26 protein-coding genes are annotated in these 25,333 nt (G+C 44.8%); 17 read left to right on the top strand and 9 right to left on the bottom strand.

From position 1 onward, the window contains the following. Positions 1-48: 48 nt before the first annotated feature. A complete protein-coding gene (locus F941_RS10070; RefSeq protein WP_018572949.1) occupies positions 49-1,185 on the bottom strand; it encodes an MFS transporter in 1,137 nt (378 codons plus the stop codon). Positions 1,186-1,329: 144 nt separating this feature from the next. On the opposite strand from F941_RS10070, the gene F941_RS10065 reads away from it, so the two are divergent. The 11 genes from F941_RS10065 (at position 1,330) to hpaR (ending at position 12,653) form a co-directional block, all read left to right on the top strand. Beyond that, positions 1,330-1,953 carry a TetR/AcrR family transcriptional regulator gene (locus tag F941_RS10065; protein WP_005010806.1) on the top strand — a complete coding sequence of 208 codons (624 nt, stop codon included), beginning with the start codon at positions 1,330-1,332 and terminating at the stop codon, positions 1,951-1,953. Positions 1,954-2,252: 299 nt separating this feature from the next. Then, positions 2,253-3,530, top strand: a complete 1,278-nt coding sequence (locus F941_RS10060) for a p-hydroxyphenylacetate 3-hydroxylase oxygenase component (protein ID WP_005010804.1) — start codon at positions 2,253-2,255, stop codon at positions 3,528-3,530. Positions 3,531-3,546: 16 nt separating this feature from the next. Beyond that, positions 3,547-4,488: a p-hydroxyphenylacetate 3-hydroxylase reductase component gene (locus F941_RS10055; protein WP_005010803.1), complete on the top strand. Its 942-nt coding sequence runs from the start codon at positions 3,547-3,549 to the stop codon at positions 4,486-4,488. A 151-nt stretch (positions 4,489-4,639) separates the two neighbouring features. After that, entirely contained in the window at positions 4,640-6,382 is a 1,743-nt protein-coding gene (locus F941_RS10050) for an FAD-dependent oxidoreductase (RefSeq protein WP_005010802.1), read from the top strand. Between the two features lie 85 nt (positions 6,383-6,467). Further along, positions 6,468-6,704 carry a hypothetical protein gene (locus F941_RS10045; RefSeq protein WP_005010800.1) on the top strand — a complete coding sequence of 79 codons (237 nt, stop codon included), beginning with the start codon at positions 6,468-6,470 and terminating at the stop codon, positions 6,702-6,704. Between the two features lie 30 nt (positions 6,705-6,734). Continuing rightward, complete coding sequence (locus F941_RS10040; RefSeq protein ID WP_005010795.1) at positions 6,735-7,487, top strand: SDR family NAD(P)-dependent oxidoreductase; 753 nt, start codon at positions 6,735-6,737, stop codon at positions 7,485-7,487. Between the two features lie 75 nt (positions 7,488-7,562). After that, the gene (locus tag F941_RS10035) at positions 7,563-8,321 is read left to right on the top strand and encodes an IclR family transcriptional regulator (protein ID WP_005010791.1); all 759 of its coding nucleotides are present in this window, start codon (positions 7,563-7,565) and stop codon (positions 8,319-8,321) included. Then, the gene (locus F941_RS10030; protein ID WP_005010788.1) at positions 8,314-9,084 is read left to right on the top strand and encodes a helix-turn-helix domain-containing protein; all 771 of its coding nucleotides are present in this window, start codon (positions 8,314-8,316) and stop codon (positions 9,082-9,084) included. Before F941_RS10035 ends, F941_RS10030 begins: the two co-directional genes overlap by 8 nt. 366 nt (positions 9,085-9,450) lie before the next feature. Next, the gene (locus tag F941_RS10025; RefSeq protein ID WP_005010787.1) at positions 9,451-10,797 is read left to right on the top strand and encodes an MFS transporter; all 1,347 of its coding nucleotides are present in this window, start codon (positions 9,451-9,453) and stop codon (positions 10,795-10,797) included. A gap of 75 nt (positions 10,798-10,872) precedes the next feature. Beyond that, positions 10,873-12,171 (top strand): OprD family outer membrane porin, encoded by a 1,299-nt coding sequence (locus tag F941_RS10020; protein ID WP_018572953.1) that lies wholly within the window; start codon positions 10,873-10,875, stop codon positions 12,169-12,171. A gap of 56 nt (positions 12,172-12,227) precedes the next feature. Next, positions 12,228-12,653, top strand: a complete 426-nt coding sequence (hpaR, locus tag F941_RS10015; protein ID WP_005010778.1) for a homoprotocatechuate degradation operon regulator HpaR — start codon at positions 12,228-12,230, stop codon at positions 12,651-12,653. 27 nt (positions 12,654-12,680) lie between these two features. Here hpaR and F941_RS10010 read toward each other — a convergent pair whose 3' ends face one another. Then, entirely contained in the window at positions 12,681-13,883 is a 1,203-nt protein-coding gene (locus F941_RS10010) for an MFS transporter (RefSeq protein ID WP_005010776.1), read from the bottom strand. Between the two features lie 268 nt (positions 13,884-14,151). Next, positions 14,152-14,436, bottom strand: coding sequence for a hypothetical protein (locus F941_RS10005; protein ID WP_154649283.1), 285 nt, complete (start codon positions 14,434-14,436; stop codon positions 14,152-14,154). Between the two features lie 557 nt (positions 14,437-14,993). Here F941_RS10005 and F941_RS10000 point away from each other — a divergent pair. Then, entirely contained in the window at positions 14,994-15,221 is a 228-nt protein-coding gene (locus F941_RS10000; RefSeq protein WP_005010767.1) for a hypothetical protein, read from the top strand. 74 nt (positions 15,222-15,295) lie between these two features. Here F941_RS10000 and bioB read toward each other — a convergent pair whose 3' ends face one another. Further along, positions 15,296-16,285 (bottom strand): biotin synthase BioB, encoded by a 990-nt coding sequence (gene bioB / locus F941_RS09995; protein WP_005010766.1) that lies wholly within the window; start codon positions 16,283-16,285, stop codon positions 15,296-15,298. Between the two features lie 293 nt (positions 16,286-16,578). After that, positions 16,579-17,667, bottom strand: coding sequence for a tRNA epoxyqueuosine(34) reductase QueG (gene queG, locus F941_RS09990; RefSeq protein ID WP_005010762.1), 1,089 nt, complete (start codon positions 17,665-17,667; stop codon positions 16,579-16,581). A 22-nt stretch (positions 17,668-17,689) separates the two neighbouring features. On the opposite strand from queG, the gene F941_RS09985 reads away from it, so the two are divergent. The 3 genes from F941_RS09985 (at position 17,690) to F941_RS09975 (ending at position 20,396) form a co-directional block, all read left to right on the top strand. Beyond that, positions 17,690-19,147, top strand: a complete 1,458-nt coding sequence (locus F941_RS09985) for a bifunctional ADP-dependent NAD(P)H-hydrate dehydratase/NAD(P)H-hydrate epimerase (RefSeq protein WP_005010760.1) — start codon at positions 17,690-17,692, stop codon at positions 19,145-19,147. A gap of 23 nt (positions 19,148-19,170) precedes the next feature. Then, entirely contained in the window at positions 19,171-19,449 is a 279-nt protein-coding gene (locus F941_RS09980; protein WP_005010756.1) for an acylphosphatase, read from the top strand. 89 nt (positions 19,450-19,538) lie between these two features. After that, on the top strand, positions 19,539-20,396 hold the full coding sequence (locus F941_RS09975) for a hypothetical protein (protein ID WP_154649282.1): 858 nt from the start codon (positions 19,539-19,541) through the stop codon (positions 20,394-20,396). Positions 20,397-20,487: 91 nt separating this feature from the next. Here F941_RS09975 and ruvC read toward each other — a convergent pair whose 3' ends face one another. Then, the gene (gene ruvC, locus F941_RS09970; RefSeq protein ID WP_005010753.1) at positions 20,488-21,033 is read right to left on the bottom strand and encodes a crossover junction endodeoxyribonuclease RuvC; all 546 of its coding nucleotides are present in this window, start codon (positions 21,031-21,033) and stop codon (positions 20,488-20,490) included. A gap of 122 nt (positions 21,034-21,155) precedes the next feature. Between ruvC and F941_RS09965 the strand changes: the two genes are divergently transcribed. Together F941_RS09965 and F941_RS09960 are read left to right on the top strand one after the other, a co-directional pair. Next, the gene (locus F941_RS09965) at positions 21,156-21,731 is read left to right on the top strand and encodes an FxsA family protein (RefSeq protein ID WP_005010751.1); all 576 of its coding nucleotides are present in this window, start codon (positions 21,156-21,158) and stop codon (positions 21,729-21,731) included. Positions 21,732-21,871: 140 nt separating this feature from the next. Then, positions 21,872-22,510 (top strand): LysE family transporter, encoded by a 639-nt coding sequence (locus tag F941_RS09960; RefSeq protein WP_005010748.1) that lies wholly within the window; start codon positions 21,872-21,874, stop codon positions 22,508-22,510. Here the strand turns inward: F941_RS09960 and F941_RS09955 are convergent. From F941_RS09955 to ahpF, 3 genes are all read right to left on the bottom strand, one after another. Then, the gene (locus F941_RS09955; protein WP_005010745.1) at positions 22,501-22,695 is read right to left on the bottom strand and encodes a hypothetical protein; all 195 of its coding nucleotides are present in this window, start codon (positions 22,693-22,695) and stop codon (positions 22,501-22,503) included. The two genes, F941_RS09960 and F941_RS09955, sit on opposite strands and share 10 nt — an antisense overlap. 208 nt (positions 22,696-22,903) lie before the next feature. Then, complete coding sequence (locus F941_RS09950; RefSeq protein WP_005010743.1) at positions 22,904-23,152, bottom strand: hypothetical protein; 249 nt, start codon at positions 23,150-23,152, stop codon at positions 22,904-22,906. A gap of 477 nt (positions 23,153-23,629) precedes the next feature. Beyond that, complete coding sequence (gene ahpF, locus F941_RS09940) at positions 23,630-25,195, bottom strand: alkyl hydroperoxide reductase subunit F (RefSeq protein ID WP_005010731.1); 1,566 nt, start codon at positions 25,193-25,195, stop codon at positions 23,630-23,632. Positions 25,196-25,333 lie beyond the last annotated feature (138 nt).

The following is a 25,333-nucleotide window of genomic DNA, read 5'->3' as shown; positions in this document are numbered from 1 at the left end:
CTGGGCCAGTCCCAGTTTTTTTACGCTTCAGTCTATGAAAGTGAATGATTAAGCGCTTTGGGTCTTGCGCTGCTGAATCGACTGCAGATGAGTCAGCACCCAAATTACAGCAAAGATGATCAGCAGCGAAAATACCGCCAGCGAAACCATAATGCCGAAATGGTCAATCAGCATGCTGGACAGCAGCACCGGCCAAATAGTGCCTTGGTAGCCTAATAGCAGAAAGGTCGAGAATATCGCCGGTTTTTCTTTTTGAGAAATTAATCCAACCAAATAGTAGGATGGGCTTAAAGACAGGCCATGGCCAATGCCGACTGATAAAATGCTGCTGATCAGCCAGAAGTTCAGATGCGTATACTGCGCCATCATTAAGGAGATGCAGCCGAACGCTGTTAATACCAAGCCAATCATCATGCTGGTAGATTCTTTCAAGCCTTTGAACATGAATTGGGTCAAAGTGGAAATGAATAGAATGATGGATATAGATATACCGGTTAAAGTCGCAGATTGCGGCAGAGGAAGTTCTTTCATAAATGTGCCTGCAAGCGCAGCATAGAGGCTAAACATGCTAAAACAGCAGATTGCCGTCATTGCGCACGGAAAGAAAATTTTTTGATGCAGCGGCATGGCTGGAATATTCCAAATCGATGCCTTTTTCTCAGCTGCAGGCGGCTGGTGGCGGTATTTTATGAGCGGGCAGGTGCAAAGTACTGCGATGGAGGCGGCGGCAATCATCCAATAGGGGGTGCTAAGTGGAGAATGGGTATGGTCTGCGAGCAGTCCGCCAATGAGTGGGCCGAGGCCAAAGCCAAAGACAGTCAGCATGGAGGCGATTTTTCCAGCATTTTCTTTACGCTTAAAAGGATATTTTTGTGCAAGGCCAATAAGGGTGGCAGTAGACAGCAGGCCAGATGAAATGCCAATCAGAAAACGGGCAGCGCATAAATGCACAATGCTGTCCGCTAAAGCTGAATACGCCAGTGCAGCGATGCTGATGGCAAGGCCAGCCATCACGGTTTTTTTATAGCCGTATTTTGCGCTGAGGCTGTTTAAAAATAATAAGCTGAAGACGACACCAAACATATAGGCAATAAACGCATAGCCAATTTCTGTGGTGCTGATATGCCATGTTTCTGCATAAATTGAATACAGCGGGCTGGCAAGCGCCGTGCTTAAAGCTCCCAAACAAAGGCATAAACACAGTATGATGTATTCCAAATATGTGGCGGAAGGCTGCATGAGAGATACTTTAAAGTGACCAGTGGGTCGATTTTATTTAAAAATGACTTTTAGGTCAATTTTGTTTTTTGCTTCAGGATGATTTAAGGCATGAAAAAACGCAGCCCTTCAGTAGAAAAAACCGCTGAAACCCGTAAAAGAATTACGCTTGCAGCCTTAAATGAATTTAATCAATTGGGGTATGCCAACAGTAAAATTGCCTCAATTGCGGTTTCTGCAGGTGTGGGCAAAGGCACGATTTATTCATATTTTGAAACCAAAGAAAAATTGTTTGAAGGGGTGATTGATTATCTGATTGAAGATACTTATCACCCGATCCAAAGCAATGAGCTGACAGATAATGTCAGTGTTGCTGCGTTTATTTTGCAGCAAATGCTGCCTGCGATTGACAATATCGAATCTGCAGGGCGCGCCAATATTGCCCGTTTGGTTTTAAGTGAGGGCAAAAATTTTGAACATATCCGTGAATTATATGAACAGAAAATTTATCAGCCCGGTCAAGTTGAGCTGCAAAAATTAATTCAGATCGCCATCGACCGTAAAGAGCTGCCGCCAGACAGCCAGCCGGAAATTTTAACCGTGCTGATTCTTGCGCCCATTTGGATGGGGATTGTGCATAACGGCATCTTGTCACCGCATCAGGCGCAGAATATCCGTACGCTGTTTGAAATCAATATCCGCAATATTTTCTGCAGCGCATCTACGCCGTGCTGATTGCTGCATAGCTTATATCGCCCCATTAAACCGGTATAAAGCCTATATCCGGACTAAAAAGCCTCTGAATATTCAGAGGCTTTTTTGCTGTTGCGGCTAAAGTATAAAATTATCCTATTGGAAAATAATTATTATATGTATAATTTGAAAAGTGCCAATTAAAGTCGGGAAAATACATTAAAGTTTGCTGAACATTCTTGAATAATAAGGTCAGCCCAGCAGTATTTCCTGCTATGTAAGGAATTGAAGCGCTCAGTGTCCTCATTGATGAAGACATAAAGTAAAAAGGAAAGTTTGATATGGAAAATACCATCGATTTTAATGCAAATGATGTTTCAACGGGTCAGGATGAATTAGATTCAGGGCAATTCAGAATGTCTTATGTAGAAGCGAAAACATTACATTCAGCAGCGCAAGAGCGCAGCATGCTGGAGAAAATTAAAGAAATTCTGCCGAAAATTGCAGCCAATGCAGAACGAGCAGAACAGCTGCGCAAAGTGCCGGATGAAAATATTACGCTGCTGAAAGAAATTGGTTTCCACCGCGCATTTCAGCCAAAATTTTATGGCGGTTTGGAAATGAGCCTGCCAGATTTTGCCAACTGCATTGTAACCCTTGCAGGTGCTTGTGCCGGCACCGCTTGGGCATTCAGCTTGCTCTGTACGCATAGTCATCAAATTGCGCTATTTCCTAAACAGCTGCAAGACGAAATTTGGCTGAATAATCCAGATGCGACAGCCAGCAGTTCCATTGCGCCCTTTGGCAAAGTGGAAGAAGTCGAAGGCGGCATTAAATTAAGCGGTGATTATGGCTGGAGCAGCGGCTGTGACCATGCCGAATATGCCATTGTCGGCTTTAACCGTTTTGATGCTGAAGGCAAAAAAATCTATTCATTTGGCGTGATTCCGCGTAAAGACTATGTCATTCATGACAACTGGTTTGCCGGTGCCATCAAGAGCAGCGGTTCAAAACAATTGCAAATTCGGGACTTATTTATTCCTGAATATCAAATCCAAAAAGCCAAAGACATGATGGAAGGAAAATCAGCAGGCTTCGGTTTATATCCAGACAGTAAGATTTTCTATTCGCCATACCGTCCATACTTTGCCAGCGGTTTCTCTGCAGTCAGTTTGGGCGTAGCAGAACGCATGCTGGAAGCATTTAAGGAAAAGCAAAAAACACGTATTCGCGCTTATACAGGCGCTAACTTAGGCGCATCTACACCTGCACTCATGCGTTTAGCTGAATCGACGCATCAAGTGGCGGCAGCCCGCGCGTTTTTAGAAAAAACATGGGAAGACCACCGCATCCATGGTGAAAACAAAGTTTATCCATCACAGGAAACATTGGCATTTTGGCGCACTAACCAAGCTTATGCCGTCAAAATGTGCATTGAAGCAGTCGACCGCTTATTTGCAGCAGCAGGTGCAACCAGCTGGCTGGATGGTCAGGAAATGCAGCGTTTATTCCGGGATTCACATATGACAGGCGCACATGCGTATACGGACTATGATGTTTGCGCGCAAATTTTAGGACGTGAATTAATGGGTCTTGAACCCGATCCAACCATGGTATAAGGCAAGGAGAGCCGCAATGAATTCGATGAATATTCAGCCGGAAATCGGTTTTGACTCAAAAGCTTTCCGCCGTGCATTAGGCAATTTTGCGACAGGCGTAACCATTATGACCGCGCAAAATAGCAAAGGCGAAAAAGTCGGTGTGACCGCCAACAGTTTTAACTCGGTATCTTTAGATCCGCCGCTGATTTTGTGGAGCATAGACAAGCGTTCTTCAAGCTATGCGGTATTTGAAGAAGCCACGCATTTTGCAGTCAATATTTTGGCGGCGGATCAAATTGAATTATCCAATAAATTTGCCCGTTCTAAAGATGACAAATACGCCGATGTAGTGTTTGATCTAGGCGAAGGCAATGCCCCTTTGCTAAAAGAATGCTCGGCCGTTTTTGAATGTGAGCGCCACAGTATTCTTGAGGGCGGCGATCACTGGATCATTCTTGGCCGTGTGGTCAATTTTCAAGACAATGGCCGTTCACCGCTGCTGTATCATCAAGGCGCGTATTCATCTGTTTTGCCGCATCCCAGCTTAAATGCAAAAGCGGCAACCCCTGCAGAAATTTTTCCCGGTCGCTTATATGACAATATGTACTACTTGCTGACGCAGGCCGTGCGCGCCTATACCAATGATTATCAGCCGAAACAGCTGGCTTCAGGCTTCCGTACCAGTGAGGCGCGTATGCTGCTGGTGCTGGAAAGTAAAACAGCAACGTCTAAAGAGTGCCTGCAGCGTGAAGTTGCCATGCCGGCGCGTGAAATTGAACAGGCAGCAGAAATTTTGGTGCGCAAAGGCTTAATGGTGGATACAGGCCATTCTTATGAGTTGACTGAGCAGGGTGTGCATAGTGCGCAAATGCTGTATCAGATTGCAGAAAGCCATCAGCAGGATGTGTTTGGCGCATACTCTGATCAAGACAAGGCGCTGTTCAAAAAAATGCTGAAAGATTTAATCGGCATTTGAAAATTGATTTTAGCTAAAAACTGCTGCGGCAGTTTTTTTATACAAATTAAACAAAAGTAAAATACTTGCTAATAGGATAATTTATAATTAATATCTTAACTATATGGCAAGCAATGCTTTAAAGGATCAAGCAGCGTTCTCGGGAGTGAACATGGAAAAGAATTTTGATTTTGATGTCGTGGTGGTCGGTTCTGGCGCATCAGGCATGGCAACTGCAATTACAGCAAAACTATTGGGTTTAAATGTCGCAGTCATTGAAAAGTCTAAAAATTATGGCGGTACAACGGCGCGCTCGGGCGGCTGGCTATGGGTGCCGTGCACACAGCTGGGTAAAAACTATGGTCATGAGGATTCTCCAGAAGCGGTCAAAGCATATTTAAAGCATGAAGGCGGCGCTGCTTATAACGAAGCCCGAGTTGATTCATTTGTTCATCACTGTTTTGATGCTGTAGATTTTTTTACCAAGAAAACCGCTGTACAGTTTGATATGCCTTTAACTTTTCCTGATTATCATGCAGAAGCGCCGGGCGCGATGCAGGGCGGACGTTCTATGGTGACACGCCCGTTTGATGCGCGTGAGCTAGGTGAGCGTTTGGCTTTGCTGGAACCGCCTTTGCCAGAACTGACGGTCTTTGGCATGATGATTGGTTCAGGTGCAGACTTGCGCCACTTTATGAAAGCCACGCGTTCTTTAGAGTCGGCTATTTATACCATCAAGCGCTTTTCAACGCACTTTGCCGAATGCATGAAGTATGGACGCGGCATGCTGCTGACCAATGGCAATGCATTGGCAGGACGTTTAGCGAGAACAGCATTAGATTTAAATATTCCAGTATTGGTAGATACCGCGGCTAAAGAACTGATCTTGGAAAACGGTAAAATTGCAGGGCTTATTGCCCAGTCCGGCGATCAGAAGATTAGGCTGAATGCCTCTAAGGCTGTAGTTTTAGCCGCAGGCGGGTTTCCGCACAATGTTGAATTGCGAAAACGCCTGTATGGACATACGCCGACAGGTTTAGAACATTGGTCGCCGACTACTGAAACCAATACAGGCGACAGTATTGCCATGACGGAAAAATTAAATGTTGCTGTAGATACTGATTTGCCGAATGCTGCTGCTTGGGCGCCAGTGTCATTGGTTAAGCGCAAAGACGGCACAACAGGCGTCATGCCGCATTTTATTGACCGCGCTAAGCCGGGGGTGATTGCAGTGAATAAGCTGGGCAAGCGTTTTGTCAATGAAGCCAATTCTTATCATGATTTTGTTCAAGGGATGATGAATGGCGCCAACATTGATGGTCAAATTACTTCCTGGCTGATCTGTGACCGTAAAACCTTACGGATGTATGGATTGGGCTCTGTGCCGCCGCAGCCGCTGCCCATTGGCAAGCATCTGCAATCAGGCTATTTAAAGAAAGGCAATACGGTTGCTGAACTGGCAAAAAATTGCGGTATAGACGCTAAAGGCCTTGAAGAGACAATTAAGACATTCAATCCATTGGCCAAAATCGGTCAAGACCCGGATTTTGGCAAAGGCTCAAAAGCCTATAACCGCTATCAAGGCGATCCGCTGCACATGCCAAACCCATGCTTAAAACCCATTGAGCAGGGCCCATTTTATGCAGTGCAACTGCATCCAGGCGATATTGGCACTTATGCAGGCTTGCCTGTCGACCGTCACAGCCGTGTGCTGGATCAATCCGGAAAAGCAGTTGAGGGCTTATATTCGGTAGGCAATGACGCGACCAGCATCATGGGCGGCAATTATCCAGGTGCAGGGATTACGCTTGGGCCAGCGCTGGTTTTTGGCTATCAAACAGGGCTCTTTATTGCCACAGGAAAAGACAATAATCCTGCAGCAGCGCCAGCGGCCAGACATACAGCGGAAGTCTAAACGGGCAGGCGCTGTATGCAAAGGATGTAGCTGAAAGCCCTTATTGACCGCCTAATGGATCATCAAATTGGGCAGTCAGATTTTGATGCAAGGTGCGGCAAAAGCAGAAGGTATCAAAATGTTGCGCGGATTGTTCCGGCAGGATGATTTGCGGCAAATCCGCGGGCTGGCAGATCTGCAGGTCCAAAATTTGAAGAGCATTCAAAACTGCGATCTTGGCCGTGAAGAGTGGCAGGATGATATTTCACACGATATTGGTTTTTCATTCAAAATAGCGATGCGCTTTTGGGTAAAGGACATATTTAAAAATGAAAGCGGGTAACGGCGCTTAAAAAGTACAAGGATGGGTGTAATGTTTAATTTAACGCAAAAGAAAATTGTGGTGACTGGCGCGGCGCAAGGCAATGGTGAAGCCATTGCTAAAAGCTTAGCAGCGCTGGGTGCAACGGTGATTGTAGCCGATATGAATTTTGAAAAACTGCAAAATGTAAAAAATGACATTGAGGCAGCAGGCGGACGCGCCTATGCCTTTGCCTTAAATGTGGCGGAGCAGCAGTGCTGTCAAAACTTTGCCAAAGAAGTGCATGACACTATTGGGGATATTGATGTGCTGATCAATAATGCAGGTATTTTACGCCGCAGTAATTTCGAATCGGCAAGCGCGGTGAAGGACTTGGACGACACCATCAATGTGAATGTTAAAGGCAGCTATTACCTGATCAATGCTTTATTGGAGTCGCTGAAAAAGACCCAAGGCAATATTGTCAATGTGGCGTCTATTCAGTCTTTTGTGGCTGCAACGGGTGCGACGGCTTATGCCATTTCTAAAGGCGCAGTGGCGCAAATGACCCGTACACTGGCAGCAGAATTGGCAAAATACAATATTCGTGTCAATGCGATAGCCCCTGGTGTAATTGAAACGCCAATGACTGAGGCAACGCGGGCTAATCCGGCCGCTTTGGAAGGGTATTTAAGACATGTGCCGATGAACCGCATGGGCCAGCCCGCAGAATTGGCCGGGCCGGCGGCATTTTTATGCTCCGATGCCGCCAGCTATGTCACAGGCTGCATTTTACCCGTAGACGGCGGCTATTTGACTGTGTAAAAGGCTATTTATTTTCCGGCTTGATCTGTTTAGTATGGGCTTAATTTTTAAGTGATATTGGATAGAGGGGCAGGGATGGCTGGTCAGCAAAGAGGGATTCAGACAGTTGATCTATCAGGTGAAATATTGCACCTGATATGCGGCTCGCCAAAATCACTTTCCTTAAGCGAAATTGCTGAAGCGCTGGGACTGGCTCCGGGCTCAGCCTATAAATACCTGATCAGCCTGCAGCGGACGGGTTTATTAAAGCGCAATGAAAGTACGCTGGAATTTGAAGCAGGCGCACTCAGCCTGCGTTTAGGCATTGCTAAAATCAATCACAATGAGGTTGTGGCGCAGTCACGGCAGCTGCTGATGCAAATTGCAGAAAAGCATGAAGTGAATGTGTTTACTTCACTGTGGTCAGATTTAAACGGCCCTACGGTTGTGTTCTATAAAGAATTTGCCGGGTTTTTCAATCTAGGCTTCCGCTTGGGCAATAAAATGGCGCTGAGCACCGCAACGGGCAGGCTCTTCGCCGCCTATAAATCGGTACAGGCGGAAGAAAATCTGTCCCTGCAGAAAGCCTTCCAACAAGAGCATGAGCAATTTCTAAACGCCGATTTTCAGCGCAGCTTAGCCGATATCCGCACTTTGGGGTATTCTGATTTAATTGATACGCCGACACCCGGTATCAGCAGCTATGCAGTTCCCGTCTTTAATGCAATGGGGCAAATCAGTTTTGCCATTACAGCTTTCGCCAAAACCCAGTATTTGAGTCCGGAAAAAATTCAGCAGATTTTGGCTGAGCTAAAAGCTGCAGCGCGTGATTTGCAGGAGAACAGCCATGCATGATTTAAATGAAAATGCAGGCATTCAAAGTATTGATTACACTGCGCAAGTGCTGGAGCTTTTTTGTAAAACTCGAGCCCGTTTAAGCCTGAAAGAGATTGCGCAGCAGCTGGGTGAAAGCCCTGCAAAAATTTTCCGTTATCTGGTCAGCCTGACACGGATTGGCCTGCTGCACAAAACAGAAAATAATGAATATGAAGTCGGTGCTTTGGCGCTGAATTTATCTTTCCGCGCGCTGAATGCATTAGACCCTGTAGAAGAGGCATGCAAAACGGCAAAAGCCATCAATTATGAAACAGGCTATGGCACTGCTGTCAGCATTTGGGGCTCATTGGGGCCAACAGTCATTAAAACTTTTGATCCTTCACGCAGTGTGTATTCGCAAATCCGTGTCGGTTCAGTGATGACTTTAGTGAACAGCTCGATTGGCAATACCTTTGCCAAGTACATTCCCGAACATTTGCTGAAACAGTCTTTAGAGCTGGACAGCATGCGAAGTTCTGGGCAAAAGCTCAGTCAAAAAGATAAGCAGGATTTTATGCAGCGTATGAAGGAACAGCGTTCGGAACAGCTGACCGTCATGATTGACCGTCCAAGCCGCGGTTTAAGCTCCATCAGTATCCCTGTGTTCAGCATTTCTGAAGAAGTGCAGTTTGTCATTACCATTTTTCACATCAGTGATCTTTTGCTGGAACAGCAAGATCAGGTGCAAGCGTACCTCTCCGCTAAAATTTTAGAATTGTCTAAAAGCATCGGCGCAAATTAGCGGGATATTACCTCTGTATCGTCTGATACTTAAACAGGCAGCTCCGTATGGCAGTTCCAATTTTCTTATGATTGCGCACTAAGATTTCCTTTTCTGGAGGGGTTGGACTGCGCACTCCGCTATTTTATTTTATCTATAAGCTTCGGCAATTCGAGTGCTGGAGCGGCGGTGCTGTGACTGCAGAATTGATCAAATTTATGTGCGCTGCTTCTATTTTTTTATTTATAAAATTCATAAGAAAATTTTATTGTTCTGGATATTGATTAATATTAGTTAATATATTAATTTTTATTCATTGGCAAATGATTTGCTAATTGGACAATATTTTTTTGTTTTAGCTGAGAAGCTAAAGATGAGGGGTTTGGTATGGATAACCAACTAACGTCGAACATTGCGCTTTCCAATGCGAGTGATTTAGAAAAGCAGCAGCTGCTGACTAAACTGTTTTGGAAAATTTTACCGATACTGTTTATTGCTTATTTCTTTTCGTTTTTAGACCGTGTGAATATTGGCTATGCGAAATTGCAAATGCAGGAAGCTATCGGTTTTACAGATTCACAATATGCCATGGCCGCAGGCATTTTCTTTATCGGTTATGCCTTTTTTGAAATTCCAAGCAACATTCTGATGGGTAAAATTGGCGCGCGAAAAACCTTGGCGCGCATTATGATTTTATGGGGCTTGGCTTCTGCTGCGACCATGTTTGTCAGCACTGCATCACAGCTGTATTTTTTGCGCTTGCTGCTGGGCATCTTTGAAGCGGGTTTTTTTCCCGGTGTCATTTTATATCTCAGCTTCTGGTTCCCAAGCTATATGCGCGGCCGTGTAACATCTATTTTGATTTTAGCGACTTTGGCGGCGCCCATTATTGGCGGCCCGATTTCAGGCTTAATCATGACGCACATGAATGGTGTGCATGGCCTAGGCGGCTGGCAGTGGATGTTTGCACTTGAAGCTATGCCCATTATTGTGATCGGTTTCCTGTGCTTATTGTATTTAACAGATAAACCGCAATCTTCAAAGTGGCTGGATAGCTCTGAACGCGCGCTGCATAAGCAGATTATGCAGGAAGATAAAAAGGATGCACCCGAAGAATCATCGGGCCACACCGGTACTGCCGTGCTGAGCTGCCTCAAAGATGTCCGGGTGTATTTGCTGGCGTCACTGGCTTTTGCCGCCTATTGCGGATCTTACGGCTTCAATTTCTGGCTGCCCACCATGATCAAGGAAATGGGTGTGACCGATATTGCACAGATTTCTTTTTATGCTGTGATTCCATTTTCATTGGCTGCCGTGGGTATGATCACTGTTGGACGCAGTTCAGACAAACGCCGTGAACGCCGCTGGCATTATGCCTTCAGCATGCTTTTTGGCGCCGCCATGATGGCATTGGCTGCCTTCTGGGAAGGCGGGTTGGTCACACGCTTAATTATTTTAGGTCTGGCCGGGTTTGGATTCAGCGGCGGCGTAGTCGTAGCATGGTCTTTGCCAGCGGCTTATCTGAAAGATAAGACTGCGCCAGCAGGTATTGCAATGGTCAGTACATTGGCAACCATGAGCGGATTATTTGCCCCATGGCTGATTGGCATTATGCGTGAAAGCACAGGAACGAATGCTGCAGCCCTGCTCAGTATTGCGGGTGTCATGGTGGCAGCTGCTTTAATTATGATCTTCCTGATTCCAGCCAAAGCCGTATTTGTCAGCGACAAATAAAGCCTCGCAACTTTTTAAATTAAGGACAATTGAATGAACACGCCAGTGAGACTTTCACTGGTGATAGGGATGCTCATGCCTTTATCACCAGAAATTTTTGCCAATAACATCTTTGAAGACGGCAAATTTGATTTGATGAACCGGAACTTCTATTTTTACCGCGATTTTAGAAATGGCGGCTCCAACCCATCAGGCGCAAATTCCCAGCTGCCTGTTTCCGAAAGAGAAGGCTACCGCAGTGAATGGGCGCACGGCATTATCGGTCAGTACAGCTCAGGATTTACCGATGGCGCAGTGCAGATTGGTTTTGATGCTTACGGCATGGTTGGCATTAAGCTGTACAGTGATGAATATAAAACAGGGACAAACTTAATTACCTTTGATCCTAAAACAGGTGAGGCTAGAGATGCTTATGGTGAAATAGGTGGTGCGGTCAAAGTCAAGTATAAAGATACGGTGCTGGCTTACGGCAATCAGTTTCCAAATGTGCCAGTCATCGCGACAAGCACAGTGCGCTTATTGCCAACGGTCAGTACTGGTTTAAGCCTGCAGGATAAAACGCTGGATCATCTGCTGATTAATGCGGGGTATTTTTACAGCATGAATCCGCTGGATTCGACGCATGATCTGAGTTATTTCACCACAGATTATGCCGCTGGCATTAAAGCGGACAGCATCAGCTTTTTGGGCGGAACTTATAAACTGCCTGTCGGGTCAGTGACAGTGTATGCTTCAGAACTGGAAGATGTGTGGAATCAGTATTTTTTAGGCGCAACATACCAAAAGGCGCTGAGCGATCCTGATCAAAAAATTAAAGCCGCATTTGCAGGCTACAGCAATAATGATACCGGCAAAAAAGCAGGCGGCGATATTGATGCGCACATTGCATCGGCATTGCTGGGTTACCAATATCAGAATCATACGATTTCTGCCGGCTACCAGCAGGTATTTGGCAATGAGCCTTTTGACTGGGTTGGCTTTTCGACCATTGGTGGCAATTCATCCATTTTAAATGCAGCGCAATTTGCAACATTTTCTGAAGCCAAAGAAAAATCTTGGCAAATTAAGTATGAAGCCGATTTTGCTCCATACGGATTGCCGGGCTTCAGCCTGATGGCGCGCTATCTCTATGGCTGGGATATTGACAATACCCGCAGCAATAACCCGTTTTATACCAAGCGCCATGTATATGATCAAAATATTGATACAACGCATTGGGAACGGGATATTCAGCTGGCGTATAAAGTGCCTGCAGGCTTTGCCAAAGGCATGGATATCAAGTTAAGACAAGCGACGCACCGCGCTGTAGATGGTTACCGATATAATGATATTGATGAATTGCGGGTCATTATTGAATATCCATTATCATTTTAATTTTTCATAATGTTGGTAGAATAGTTAATATATTAATATTTATGCCATCGCCTTATATGAAAAATATTCGCCCATCATTGACGCTTGCTTTGCTGGAAGCACGTGAAGCATTAATGACTCATTTCCGTCCTGAATTGAATGAAATGGGTTTAACGGAACAGCAGTGGCGGATTATCCGGACATTGGCGCAATATCAGGAACTGGACAGCACGACACTGGCAGAAAAAGCCTGCATTTTAAAGCCAAGCTTGACCGGCATTATTAACCGCATGCTGGAAACCGGCTTAATTGTGCGCCGCCGTTCGGACGCAGATCAGCGTTTTTCATTTATTTCTTTAAGTGAAGACGGCGAGAAGATTTTCAGTCAAATGCGCGGACGCATGGAAAGCCGCTATCAAAAAATTCAGGACCGCTTAGGCGAAGAAAAAATGAAGCAGCTCATGGAGCTGCTGAAAGAGGTTCAAAGCTTAAAGCAAGACTAGTTCAGACTGTAAAAGAAAAGCGCCTGATTAATGAGGCGCTTTTTTGATGCGGGGAAGAATCCTCAGCCAATTGAAGAGGGCATAGCTCAGCAAGATTAAAGCGGAAAGCAGCATGACATTTTGCGGCGCAATCAGGCTGGCCAGCAAGCCTGCACATAAGCCGCCCAGCGCATCAAAACCAAAGCGGGTGGATGTGTAAATGGATACCACGCGGCCGCGCAAAGCTTCCGGCGTATCTTGCTGCAAAATAATATTGGTGGAAATATTGGAGGTTGAAATGCCAAAGCCCAATAGGAACATGCCCAGCATTAAGGGCAGAAAACTGGCAGACAGCGCCAGCAGCATCAGGCCAACGCCGCAGAACAGGATATTCCGCAGAATTTTGTCATGCACATTTTGAAAGCTTTTTTGGCTTGCCAAGAGCATTGAGGAGAGCAGCGAACCGATGCCTGCTGCCCCCCACAGCATGCCTAAAGTCTTTTCATCGCCATGCAAAATGTCCTTGGCATATACCGGCAGCAGTGCGACATAGCTGGATGCAGTCATATTTAAAACAAAAACAGTCAGCATGAGATATTTGAAAATTTCATGATGGCGCACAAATTGAAAGCCTTCACTGAGCACATTTTTGATATTGCCTTTGGCGATTGAAGATTGAACCTGTTTCATGCATAAAACAGCAAGAGCCAGCATTAAGTAAGACAGGCCATTTAAATAAAAGCATAATTCGGCTCCTATTGTGGCCAGCAAGAGTCCAGCAATAGGCGGGCCAACAAAACGGGAAGCATTGAAGACCATAGCATTCAATGCTAATGCATTGGGTAGCGCTGCTTTGTCGTCAATAATCATACTGAGCAAGGACTGGCGAAGCGGGGTATCAATAGCGCTCAGTATGCCTAGCAGTAAGGAAAGTCCAATCAGTATAGACGGAGTGAGCCAGTGAAAATGATAGGCAATACCCAATAAGATGGCTTGGGAGAACAGCAAAATTTGAATGAAGATCAAAGTTTTGCGTTTGTCGATTTTATCAATCCAAGCGCCTGCAAAAGGGCTGACAAACAACTGAGGAATGAGTGCGCAAAAGCCAATGATACCGAGCAGCGCAGTCGAGTTGGTTAACTCATAAATAATCCATGCCAAACTGACTTGCTGGATCCATGTTCCTAAGGTGGAAAGCGCATGGCCAATAAAGTAATTGCGGAAATTTCTGTAATGCAGTGATTGAAACATGCGGCTTGTTTTCACAGCGGTTATTCAGTTGATTAATATGTTAACTATATTAGCAAACAATTTTGTCAAAAGCGGGATTCATTGCTGTTAAATATTCAGGTGCCTTTATTTTTTGAGAAAATAACACCGGTGATAAAGCTGGGCAATTGAGTGATCAACTCAAATGGACACCTTAATTAGCCATTTACATGTGAATTTAAAAAGGTGCTTTTTGATAACTGAAGAAATTGGGCAGGGTTCAGTAAAAAATCCTCAGCATTGATCGGATTCAGACTATTTTGATACTGGCCTGATTGAGCCAAAGCGCTGTATTCTTATGCACATTCCAAGAGGCCCAATGATCCGCATCAATGCGGATTACCAAGAGTGAATCTTTGGCATGCACATAGGTTAAGAGCTGATCCCGGATTTCTTCTGCATTTAAGTCAGATTGAATCAGCCACATTTTTTTTAGCGGACTGTTTGTTACACTGCCTAATTGCAGGATTTTTTTTTCAAGGCCTGTAATGTCGCGTTTAGTGCACTGTTCCAGGCTAATCAAGTAAATTGTCATGTCTTGCTCAATATGTGTATTTGGATTTTTATGTGAGACAGATAATTGTTCAATATTTTTCATAAATTGTTGTTTTTGAAAAATGGTTTTCCAGCACATTGAGAAAAACATTCTGAGGTTATGATAAATTTTAGCGTTTAAGTTTTCAACAAATTTGTCAATAAATTAGCATTTATATTTTAAAAATGTCGATATATACACATTAAAATTCGGCTTAATTCAGATGAAAGTTATTTGACTAAAAAGAAAAATATGTTAATAAATAAGTGTGAGATCCTTTAAGGGTTTCATCGTATTTCAGGAAGAAATATTGAAGAAGCAATCTTAAAAATTAAACGGGAGTTTTAACAACATGCTTCAATTGTTTAGAAAATTTTTCTGCATGCATATTTATGAATATGAGCAAATGGAAGAAATTGGTGCACACAAGGAATGCCGCAAGTGCGGTGTGTCAAAATAGAAAAAAGTGAGCGAAAGCTCACTTTTTTATTTGAACTTTCCGCTTATATAGAAAGTGTTTAAAATGCCAATATCTGACACAAATTTTAAATATTTATATGTCTAAAGATTTTTTGGCTGATACTTACATTGTTGATGATCAGCTTCAAGATACATTGGCCTGGCTTTGCTGCCATCAAGACTGTTTTGATTCATTTCACTATGATGCGCTGCAAAAGGAACTGCGCGTGATGCATGCCAATGGGCAAGACACCATTAGGGAAGGCGATTATCTAAATGCCAATTACGGCATTTTAATTACAGCGCATAATTTTGCAAAGCCCTAATATAGGATCAGACTGCTAATGAGCAGACATAAATAAAGCCCCATTATTCGGGGCTTTATTTATCAATTCTCTAATTAGACTGCCATAGCATCTACAGAAAGTGATGCAGCATTAGGTTTGGCTTTCTCTGCAACTAATCCAAGCTTGTCAAACAGCTGTTTATCTTTACCTGCGCCGGTATTTGGCGTAGTCAGCAGTTTTTCGCCGGAAAATAAAGAGTTGGCGCCTGCCATAAAGGCTAAGGCCTGATCTGAATCAGACAAGGATTCGCGTCCAGCAGAAAGGCGGATGTAGCTCTGAGGCATAATAATGCGCGCTACAGCAATGGTTCTGATCCACTCAGTGACATCCAGCTTTTCTACGTCAGCCAGCGGTGTGCCGTCAATGGGCACCAGCATATTAATCGGAACAGATTCAGGGTGAATTGGCAGTGTTGCTAATTCCTGCAATAGCCCAATGCGGTCATTGCGGTTTTCACCCAGGCCGACAATACCGCCGCTGCAGACTTTCATCCCCGCACCGCGGACATATTCGAGTGTATTCAGGCGGTCATCAAATGTGCGGGTGCTGATGATGTGTGAATAATATTCACGCGACGTGTCTAAGTTGTGGTTATAGTAATCCAGTCCTGCATCTTTTAAGCGTTCCGCCTGTGACTGGTTCAGCATGCCCAAAGTCATGCATGTTTCCAGGCCTAGCGCTTTGACTTCTCTGACCATTTCTAAAACATAAGGCATATCGCGCTCATGTGGGTTGCGCCACGCGGCGCCCATGCAAAAGCGTGAAGAGCCGGAAGCTATCGCTTCTTTGGCTTCTGAAATAACCTTATCCACAGCAATGCGTTTTTCTGCTTCTAAATTTGAATCGTAGCGCGCTGACTGTGAGCAGTACTTGCAGTCTTCCGGACATTTACCGGTTTTGATAGACAGCAATGTGCTGACCTGAATGGCATTAGCTGTGAAATGTTCACGGTGTACGCGCTGCGCTTCAAACACTAGATCTAAAAAAGGCTGCTCATATAAAGCCTGAATCTCTTCACGAGCCCAGTCATTACGTAAGTTCATGATTGCTGTCCATCATCATTGTTATCTTGTGCTGTTTATCATACAGAAAGCATGCCATTTCCAAAGGCAATATATGTCAACTTTGATAGTATCTATCGATTAAAGATGCATAAATATGGAAATATAAGATTGTATATTTGGCTGCAAAGTTGGCTGTTTTTTCTGAAAAATCATTGCAAAGTTTTTTGTCTTAATTTTAACTTTGCAGACAACTGGCAAGTTCGGTTTTAAAATTCTGCAAACTTGACTTTAAACTGGATAAAGCAAGATGTCTGCAAGAACCGTAAAAAATATCAGGCTTTAGCTAGTTGTTCCGCAATGGCCCAATCAATATGGACTTGCACAATCTCATCATGCAGGACACGCTTTTGCTGCAATGCACACAAAATTTCATCTGAATAATCTGCATTGCCTAGGCCAATGGCAATGTTGCGCATAAAGCTTTGATAGCCTGTTCTGCGGATTGGACTGCCTTCAGTGCAGGATAAGAAGGTTTCTTCATCCCATTGCCACAAGTCCAGTAAGTTCAAATGGTCTAAACCATGGCGCGGATTAAAATCTTCAATGGTTGTTTTTTTGGCAAAGCTGTTCCAAGGGCAAATGAGCTGGCAGTCATCACAGCCAAATACCCGGTTGCCAATGCCTCTGCGCAATTCTTCAGGAATGATGCCTTTGTATTCAATGGTCAAATAGGCAATGCATTTGCGGGCATCCAGCATGTACGGCTCTACAATAGCCTGTGTGGGACAAATATCGATGCAGGCGGTGCAGGAACCGCAATGCTTGGTGGCAGGGCTGTCAAAAGGCAGATCTAAAGAGGTGAATAACTCTCCGAGCACAAAGAATGAGCCCGATTTTTTATGAATGAGCAAGGTGTGTTTGCCTGTCCAGCCCATGCCTGCATTTTCAGCCAGAGATTTTTCAAACACAGGCGCAGAATCTGCAAACGGGCGCGCCTCAAAATCGCCCACTTTTTCGCGAATGATGGAAGCTAATGTTTTCAGGCGCCCACGCATGACTTTATGATAATCACGGCCGCGCGCATAGCGGGCAATTATGGCCGCATTAGGCTGATGCGGCACATACCGGGGCTTAGGTGTTTCTACAAGGTAGTCCATGCGTACGCAAATGATGCTTTTTGTCCCCGGGATGAGCAACGTTGGGTCAGCGCGTTTTTCTAGGTTTTCTTCTAAGAATTTCATATCGCCATGATAGCCGCGTTTCAAATATTCCTTAAAACGCGGTAATTCTTCTTGAGCATCCGGTTTGGCAATGACACAATCAGAAAAACCCAAAGCTAAAGCTTGGGCTTTAATCCAAGTCTTGAGTGACTCGGAATCATCTTGATTAAGTTGAATTTTTGACTGAGCAGAAGTTGCCATAAACCATTTGGAAGGAAGAAGAATGCAGCCGCAAGTTTATCATAGCCAAAGTATTCAAGCATGGGAACAGCGCTGGTTTAGTCAGCAAAACAGTTCTTATGGCTTAATGAAGCAAGTTGCATGGACTATTGCGCAGCGGCTAATTCCAATATTTCATGAGCAAGGCATTCAGCGCATAGCGGTTTGCTGCGGTCAGGGCAATAATGCTGGCGATGGCTATCTCACGGCAAAATACTTAACTCAAGCGGGCTTCAGTGTTGATATTTACGCGGCCGAATTGGGAGCGTCGAAGGATTTGCATCTGGCTTCAGCAGAAGCGCAGCAGGCTGGGTTAACCATTTATTCAGATTTTACATTTGTTTCTGAATATGATGCCTATATAGATGCTTTATTTGGCATTGGGCTGAATCGGGAATTAAATACTGACTGGCAGAGCATTATTCAAAAGATTAATGGGCGGCAGGGTTTGAGGATTGCTGTTGATATTCCAAGCGGTTTGCAAGCCAATAGCGGCCAGCCTTTGCCTTGTGCAGTAAAAGCGGATTATACGTTCACCGCATTAGGCTTAAAAGCTGGCTTGTTCACGGGGCAGGGCAAAGAATTCTGCGGTAAAGTGCAGGTTATTGATGTCATTCCGGCGGATGAAAAATTGCAGCCGATTGCGCGGATTTCTCCAAATAAAATTTCATTGCCGCAGCGGCAGGCCTTTGGGCATAAGGGCAGCTATGGCCATGTTTTAATTGCTGGCGGCCATGCCACTATGGGGGGCGCAGTCATTATGGCGGCTGAAGCGGCATTTCACGCAGGCGCTGGCAAAGTGACCTGTGCATGCGATGCAAAACACCATACTGCAATTTTATCCCGTGCGCCAAATATTATGCTGCGCGATATTAATGCCTTATCTGCCGCGGATATTCAGGCTTTGCTGGAGCATGTAGATGCCGTCAGTTTTGGTATGGGCTTAGGCCGTGATGCATGGGCAGAGCAGCAATTTAAAACGTGGTTCCCATTGATTCAGCAGTCAGATGTTGAAGCGGTTTTAGACGCAGATGCTTTGTGGTTCCTTGCCGAATTTCCAGAAAAGCTGAAAGCGCACAGTTATGCCACACCGCACTCAGGGGAAGCTGCAAAGCTGTTAGGCATCTCAACGCAGGAAGTAGAAGCAGACCGTGTGCAGGCCATTCATTTTCTGCAGGAAAAATATGCAGGTCAATGGGTGCTGAAAGGTGCAGGCAGCCTGATTTTGGAAGATGAGCTGTGGATTTGCACAGCAGGCAATGCCGGCATGGGGACAGGCGGCATGGGCGATGTGCTGGCAGGCATGATCTCCAGTTTAAAAGCGCAATTTCATGACATGATCCATTTGCATGAAATTGTCACTTTGCATGCTTTGGCAGGGGATTATTTGGCGCAGCGGGGCATGCGTGGCCTGCAGGCGCAGGATATGGCGCAGGCGGTATATCACGCTGTTAATCTATAGCATTGATGCAAGACAGGCCGTTTATGCAAGCTTTAAAACTGCGGATTCAGGGCCAAGTTCAAGGGGTGGGTTACCGCCGCTGGTTTGAACAGCAAGCCTTGGATTTGGGGCTGAAAGGCTATGTAAAGAATTTATCCAGCGGTGACGTTGAGGCGGTCATTCTTGGATCTGAACTGAACGTGAATCACATGCTTCAGCTGAGTCTGGCTGGGCCTGCACATGCCAATGTTACTTCTATTGAGCAAACAGAATTAAAGCTGGATGATGCAGGTTTTGCTGACTTTAAAATGATTCGTGACTAAACGGCATGGCTTTATGCGGTTTATTGGCTATTTTGAAGAATTCTGCTTAGACTTGCTGCAAAAAATAAAGATAGAAAATGATCAATAATATGACTAAAAAAAATTATGCAGGATTTGCTGCGGTGTTACTATGTGCCGCTCAAGCATCATTGGTGCATGCAGAAACAGATGCTGCGTTGCTTAATTTAGATTTTAAAACTGTGATGATGCGATTTTATTCAAAGCAAATCCGGCAGGTGAATATTCCAGAGTTACATAAAAATAAACAGCAATATACTGGCAGCCTGCCGGATAATCAGGGTAGATCTCAGGTGCTGTTATTTGACGTTGCGCAGAAGTTCAAAAATTTAAAAGGTGAGGAGCGCTATATTGTAACAGTCACTCATACCGTGATTGATGAGGATCGTAAAGAAATTGCATATTGCGGCGCCTGCTATCAGCTGACGGATGTTTTTTTATTTAAAAAATCATTAGATGGAAAATTTCAACTGACGACCCGTTCGCCAGAAAATCAGGGCTGGTATGCGCCAGCATATGAACGGCAAATGTATTACCCCGTTCAGATTGTTAAAAATATGCGCAAGCTGGGAACGGCACAGCAAGGCATACTTCAAGAAATTACAGAATCCAGTCATGGTGAGAGTCATAGCCAACTCTACGTGATGCCGATTACAGATGATCAGCCGCTGAAGCAATCAAATGCGCTGAATTTGGGCAATGATAATGAAGATTCTGGTGAGGATGAAACTTACCATAAGACGGCACAGTATAAGTTGCTAAACAGCGGATCAGACAAAAGCGAACATGACGGCTTATACGATATAGAAATTCAATACAGCGGGACAGAATTAAAAGAGCATGGTGGAAAGCAGAAAGCAGTGCCGGTTAATGCTGTGCATCGCTATCAATACAATGCCAAGAAGCAGCAGTATCTGTTGAAGAAATGATGTGCGCTGATTTTACCCCATATCTTTGATAAGGCAGACTCTAAAATCAGACGCTTAAATGAACATCAAGGCGGTTTCGGCTGAATTAAACCTAACGCCGTCTGCTGCTGTAACGGCTGCGTCCGCGCGCCATACCGCCAAGGGCATTCAGTACCGCCATTTTACTCATGCTGCCAGAGGCATGCGCATGGCAGATGGCAGCGGCTAAGGCATCGGCGGCATCTTGCTGCGGTTTAATCTCTAAATTCAGCAGCTTCATGACCATCATCTGCACTTGTTCTTTATCGGCTGCGCCATAACCAACAACGGATTGCTTGATCTGACGTGCTGTATATTCTGCAACTTGTAAATCTAAATTAGTTAATGCTGCAATGGCTGCTCCGCGCGCTTGCCCTAATTTCAATGCAGAGTCAGGGTTTTGCGCCATAAAGACTTGTTCAACTGCGGCTTCAGTCGGTCCATGAAATTTTACAATACGGTCTACACCCGCAAAAATCCGCTTTAAGCGCTCCGGCATCTCAGCCGTTTCAGTGCGTATGGTGCCAGCATCTACAAAACGCAGCTTAGAACCTTCATGTTCAATAATGCCGTAGCCGGTCAGGCGGGAACCCGGGTCAATACCGATAATTAATGACATGCTGACCCTTTAAAAATTGAATAACGCCCATATTGTTACATAAGCGGATCAAAAAAGCTTGATACGGATTAAGCGCTTGATTGATGCACCTTATTTATTTAATAGAGATTTGATTAGTTTTCATGAAATTATTTCTAATTGTCCTTGCGGGCTTAATTCTTGAAGTCTTTGTATGGATCGGCGTGGGCGACCTCGTTGGCAGCATGTGGTATGTGTTCTTCTGGTTTATTGCTGCTTTTTTCATCGGACTGAATATCGTGCGCAAGCATGCATCAGGCTTAATGCCTCAAATGCAGCAAATGCAAGCTGGTCAAATGAGTGCAGATCCAACGCTTTCCGGTAATTTGCCTAAGATTATTGCCGGTTTTCTATTGATGGTTCCAGGTTTGATTTCTGATCTGCTGGCAGTCCTGATTTTAATTCCGCCCGTGCAAAATGCATTAAAAGCCGCCATGATGAATGTGATGATGAAGCGTCAGCAAGCTATGATGGAAAAAATGATGGGCGGCATGATGGGAGATATGAATGGCATGGGCGGCGCTCAGGGCCAAAATCCATTTGCAGACATGATGCGCCAAATGCAGGACATGCAGAATCAGCAGGGCGGCAGCCGAGATTCAAGTATCATTGATGGTGAAGCGCGTGAAGTTTCGCCGGAAGCGAAGAAAATTGAAATGAAAGATATTCATCCAAAATAATTTTTTTGAAGTGATGAATTTGAAGTGATGAAAAGCCGGATCAAATGATTCGGCTTTTTTATTCCCGAAATTCTATCTGCCTGCACATTTGATTTGAACAAGCGATATAATGTGATTTTTATTATTTCTTTTCTGCCTTTATGTCACTTCTTTTGACCATTTGCCTGCTGCACTTTGTGGCGCAGCTTAGCCCAGGGCCAGATGTATTGCTTATTGCAAAAAGCGCGGCTTCGAATACCCGGCTCAATACATTAAAAATTATTGCCGGCATTTCTGCGGGAATTGTGGTTTGGGTAGTCCTGACTTTGATGGGCTTTACTGTATTGGTGGAGCAATTTCCATGGATTCAGCAAGTTTTGATGATGGTTGGCGGATTGTTTTTGGCAAAAATGGGCTGGGGTATGCTGAACGGCGGTTTAAAATTGCTCAAGCAAGAAGTGGCTTTGGACAGCTCAGAGGAAATTGAAAAGCCTCAGAATTATTTTATACAGGGCTTATTGACCAATTTATCCAATCCTAAAACACTGATTTATTTCAGCAGTGTGTTTTCTTTGGCTTTGAGTTCATCCGCGGGTTCGGATTTAAAAACTCAATTGGCTTTTATTATTCCGATACAGACGTTTCTGGTCTTCAGCCTGCTGATGATGATTGTCTCAATGCCAAAAATTAAGGTGCTGTATCAGCGTGCAGGCAGTTATATCGATATTATCTCGGGCGGACTGTTTTTAGCCTTTGCGGTTTGGCTTTGGTATGACGCCATCAAAATGTTTTACGCTTGATTGGTGTCAGATGCTCTAGATTCAGATGGATCAAGGTGAGGAGAGGAAGCTGCGGGTTCCTCTTTTTTTTCATCAGTACGGTAACGGTTTGGTTTTAAGGTTGTTTCAGTATTTTCCGAGCCTTTGTAGCTTCGGCTGCGGTTAGCGCGTTCACGCAAGCCGCCTTTTTTAATCAATTGAACCATATTTACACCCTGTGGTTTAGCAGGCTATTTTAAACGACTTTGAGTACTTGGGTGCAGGTAAATCAAAAAGAATACTGATGGCATGCAATGATTTTCGTCTTAAAGACGCTGTGTTGAGTCAAAGCCGCTGCAGATGCAGCGCATGCTATGAACCAAAGCCTGAAAATAGTTTCAGGCGTTGGTCCTGAACCGCGAAATTAAATACCTGCTATTTATCGGCCGTTTTATTGTCTTGCTGCAGAACCTCAAACAGTGATTGCTGTACCGGTACTTCCTGATGATCTTGCAGGTACACATGGACTGTTTTAAATACGGCTGCTGCAATAAGGCAGGTCAAAATACAAAAAATCCAGAATCCGTATGGGCTTTTTATCGTGTGAGAGCCGCAATTGGCACATTCTTTGTCAGTAGAAGCAACAACTTTATTGCAGCAGGCACAGTGATACTGATAGTGCATTTTCTTCTCCTTGTTTTCCTGACAACGTCTGTTGTTTTTATTTTCAGTCATCTTTTAATGACCGATTATTTATCATATTTGATGACATGCAGATAGACAAGGTTTGAACGTCACCTTGATCAGTCACAGTGAATTTGGAATGACCTTATTGTTTCTAAAATCATGTTTTTTCATATTTAAATACAGACATGATTTAAAAAATTCTTACAAATATCGGCTGTGCTGAAATGATTTGCATTCATCTTTGGGAGTCAAGTCAACCTGATTCAGGTGTCAGGAGAATGCCGCGCTGAAACAGGAGTTTAAAAGGAGCTGAAACAAGATCAAGGTTTATAAATTGCTCTTGATCAGCATGTCTAAAACAAGGGGGGGCAGCGGACAGGTACTTTTTTCTGCCCCTGATTTGACATAAAATAAAATCGGCAGCATAAAAAAAGCCAGTCATAGAGACTGGCTTTTGCCAATATTGATTTAAAGCTATTGACCAGAACGGATGATGTAATCAAAAGCGGACAATGAAGCTTTCGCGCCTTCACCCGTTGCAATGATGATTTGCTTGTACGGCACTGTGGTGCAGTCACCGGCTGCAAATACGCCTTTTACATTGGTTTCGTTGCGCTCGTTAATCACGATCTCGCCGCGGCTGGAAAGTTCCACGCCCGTTCCTTTCAGGAAGTCGGTATTCGGCAGCAAGCCGATTTGAACGAAGATCCCTGCCAGCTCGATGGTTTTGATTTCATCTGTTGCGCGGTCTTTGTATTTCAGCGCTGTCACTTGTGAACCGTCACCCACCACTTCAGTAGACAAAGCATTCAGAATCACCGTGGTGTTTGGCAGGCTGTTCAGCTTGTCCTGCAGCACTTGGTCTGCACGCAGCTTGGTATCAAATTCAACCAAAGTCACATGCTCTACAATGCCCGCAAGGTCAATTGCCGCTTCCACACCGGAGTTGCCACCGCCTATCACCGCAACACGCTTGCCTTTGAACAGCGGGCCGTCACAGTGCGGGCAGTAAGCCACGCCGCGGGTTTTGTACTCTTTTTCGCCCGGAACATTCATCTCTCTCCAGCGCGCGCCAGTCGACAGAATCACAGTTTTGGACTGCAGTTTCGCGCCGTTCTCTAAAGTCACTTCCACCAGGCCGTTCGCCGTTTGGTCTGCGCCTTTAATGTCTGATACGCGCTGCAGGTTCATGATGTCTACACCGTATTCACGCACATGCTCTTCCATCGCCGCTGCGAATTTAGGGCCTTGGGTTTTTTGAATAGAGGTATAGTTTTCAATGTCCATGGTATCCATGACCTGACCGCCCATGCGCTCAGCCACAATCCCGGTTTTAATGCCTTTACGCGCGGCATAGATCGCAGAGGTGTTGCCTGCAGGGCCGCCGCCGATCACCAGCACATCAAACGCGCCTTTGGCATTCAGCTTCTCAGCATCTTTGGCTGCTGCGCCGCTGTCCAGCTTGGCAATGATTTCTTCCAAGGTCATGCGCCCTTGGCCGATATGCTCGCCGTTTTGGAAGACCATCGGCACCGCCATGATTTTGCGTTCTTCCACTTCGTCCTGGAAGAATGCGCCGTCGATCATGGTTGCTGTGGCGCCCGGGTTGTAAATCGCAATCAGGTTCAGCGCCTGAACCACGTCAGGGCAGTTATGGCAGCTTAAAGACACAAAGACATCAAAGTCCGCCGTTAAGTTCAGGCCCTTGATTTGCGCCAGCACCTCATCAGACACTTTCGGCGCATAGCCGGAAACTTGAAGCAAGGCCAGAATCAAAGAGGTGAACTCGTGGCCCATCGGCAAGCCAGCAAAGTTGACACGCGGCTGCTCGCCTTTTTTTGCAATGCCGAAGCTTGGCGCACGTGAATTTGTGCCGTCAAAGCGTGCAGTCACCAAATCAGAAAGTGCGGCAATTTCAGTCACCAATTCTTTGATTTTGTCTGATTTGTCAGAAGCGTTTAAGGTAGCCACAATTTCGATTGGGCTTTCTAAACGTTCAAGCAGAGTTTTTAATTGAGCAGAAGTATTTTGATCCAACATTGCTAACGCCTCCAAAGGAGTAAATATTTACTTGATAAGTGAATAATAGGAGATTTTAATAAATAGGTAAAACAGTTTGTTTTTATATTATTAATCGTTTTATTGAATTTATTTATTGCTTACTGCAAAGCCTGCTTT

Source organism: Acinetobacter bouvetii DSM 14964 = CIP 107468 (assembly GCF_000368865.1).
Classification (GTDB): Bacteria; Pseudomonadota; Gammaproteobacteria; order Pseudomonadales; family Moraxellaceae; genus Acinetobacter; species Acinetobacter bouvetii.
Note: the sequence above shows the minus strand (reverse complement) of the source record. Positions and strands in the feature narration are given on the sequence as shown.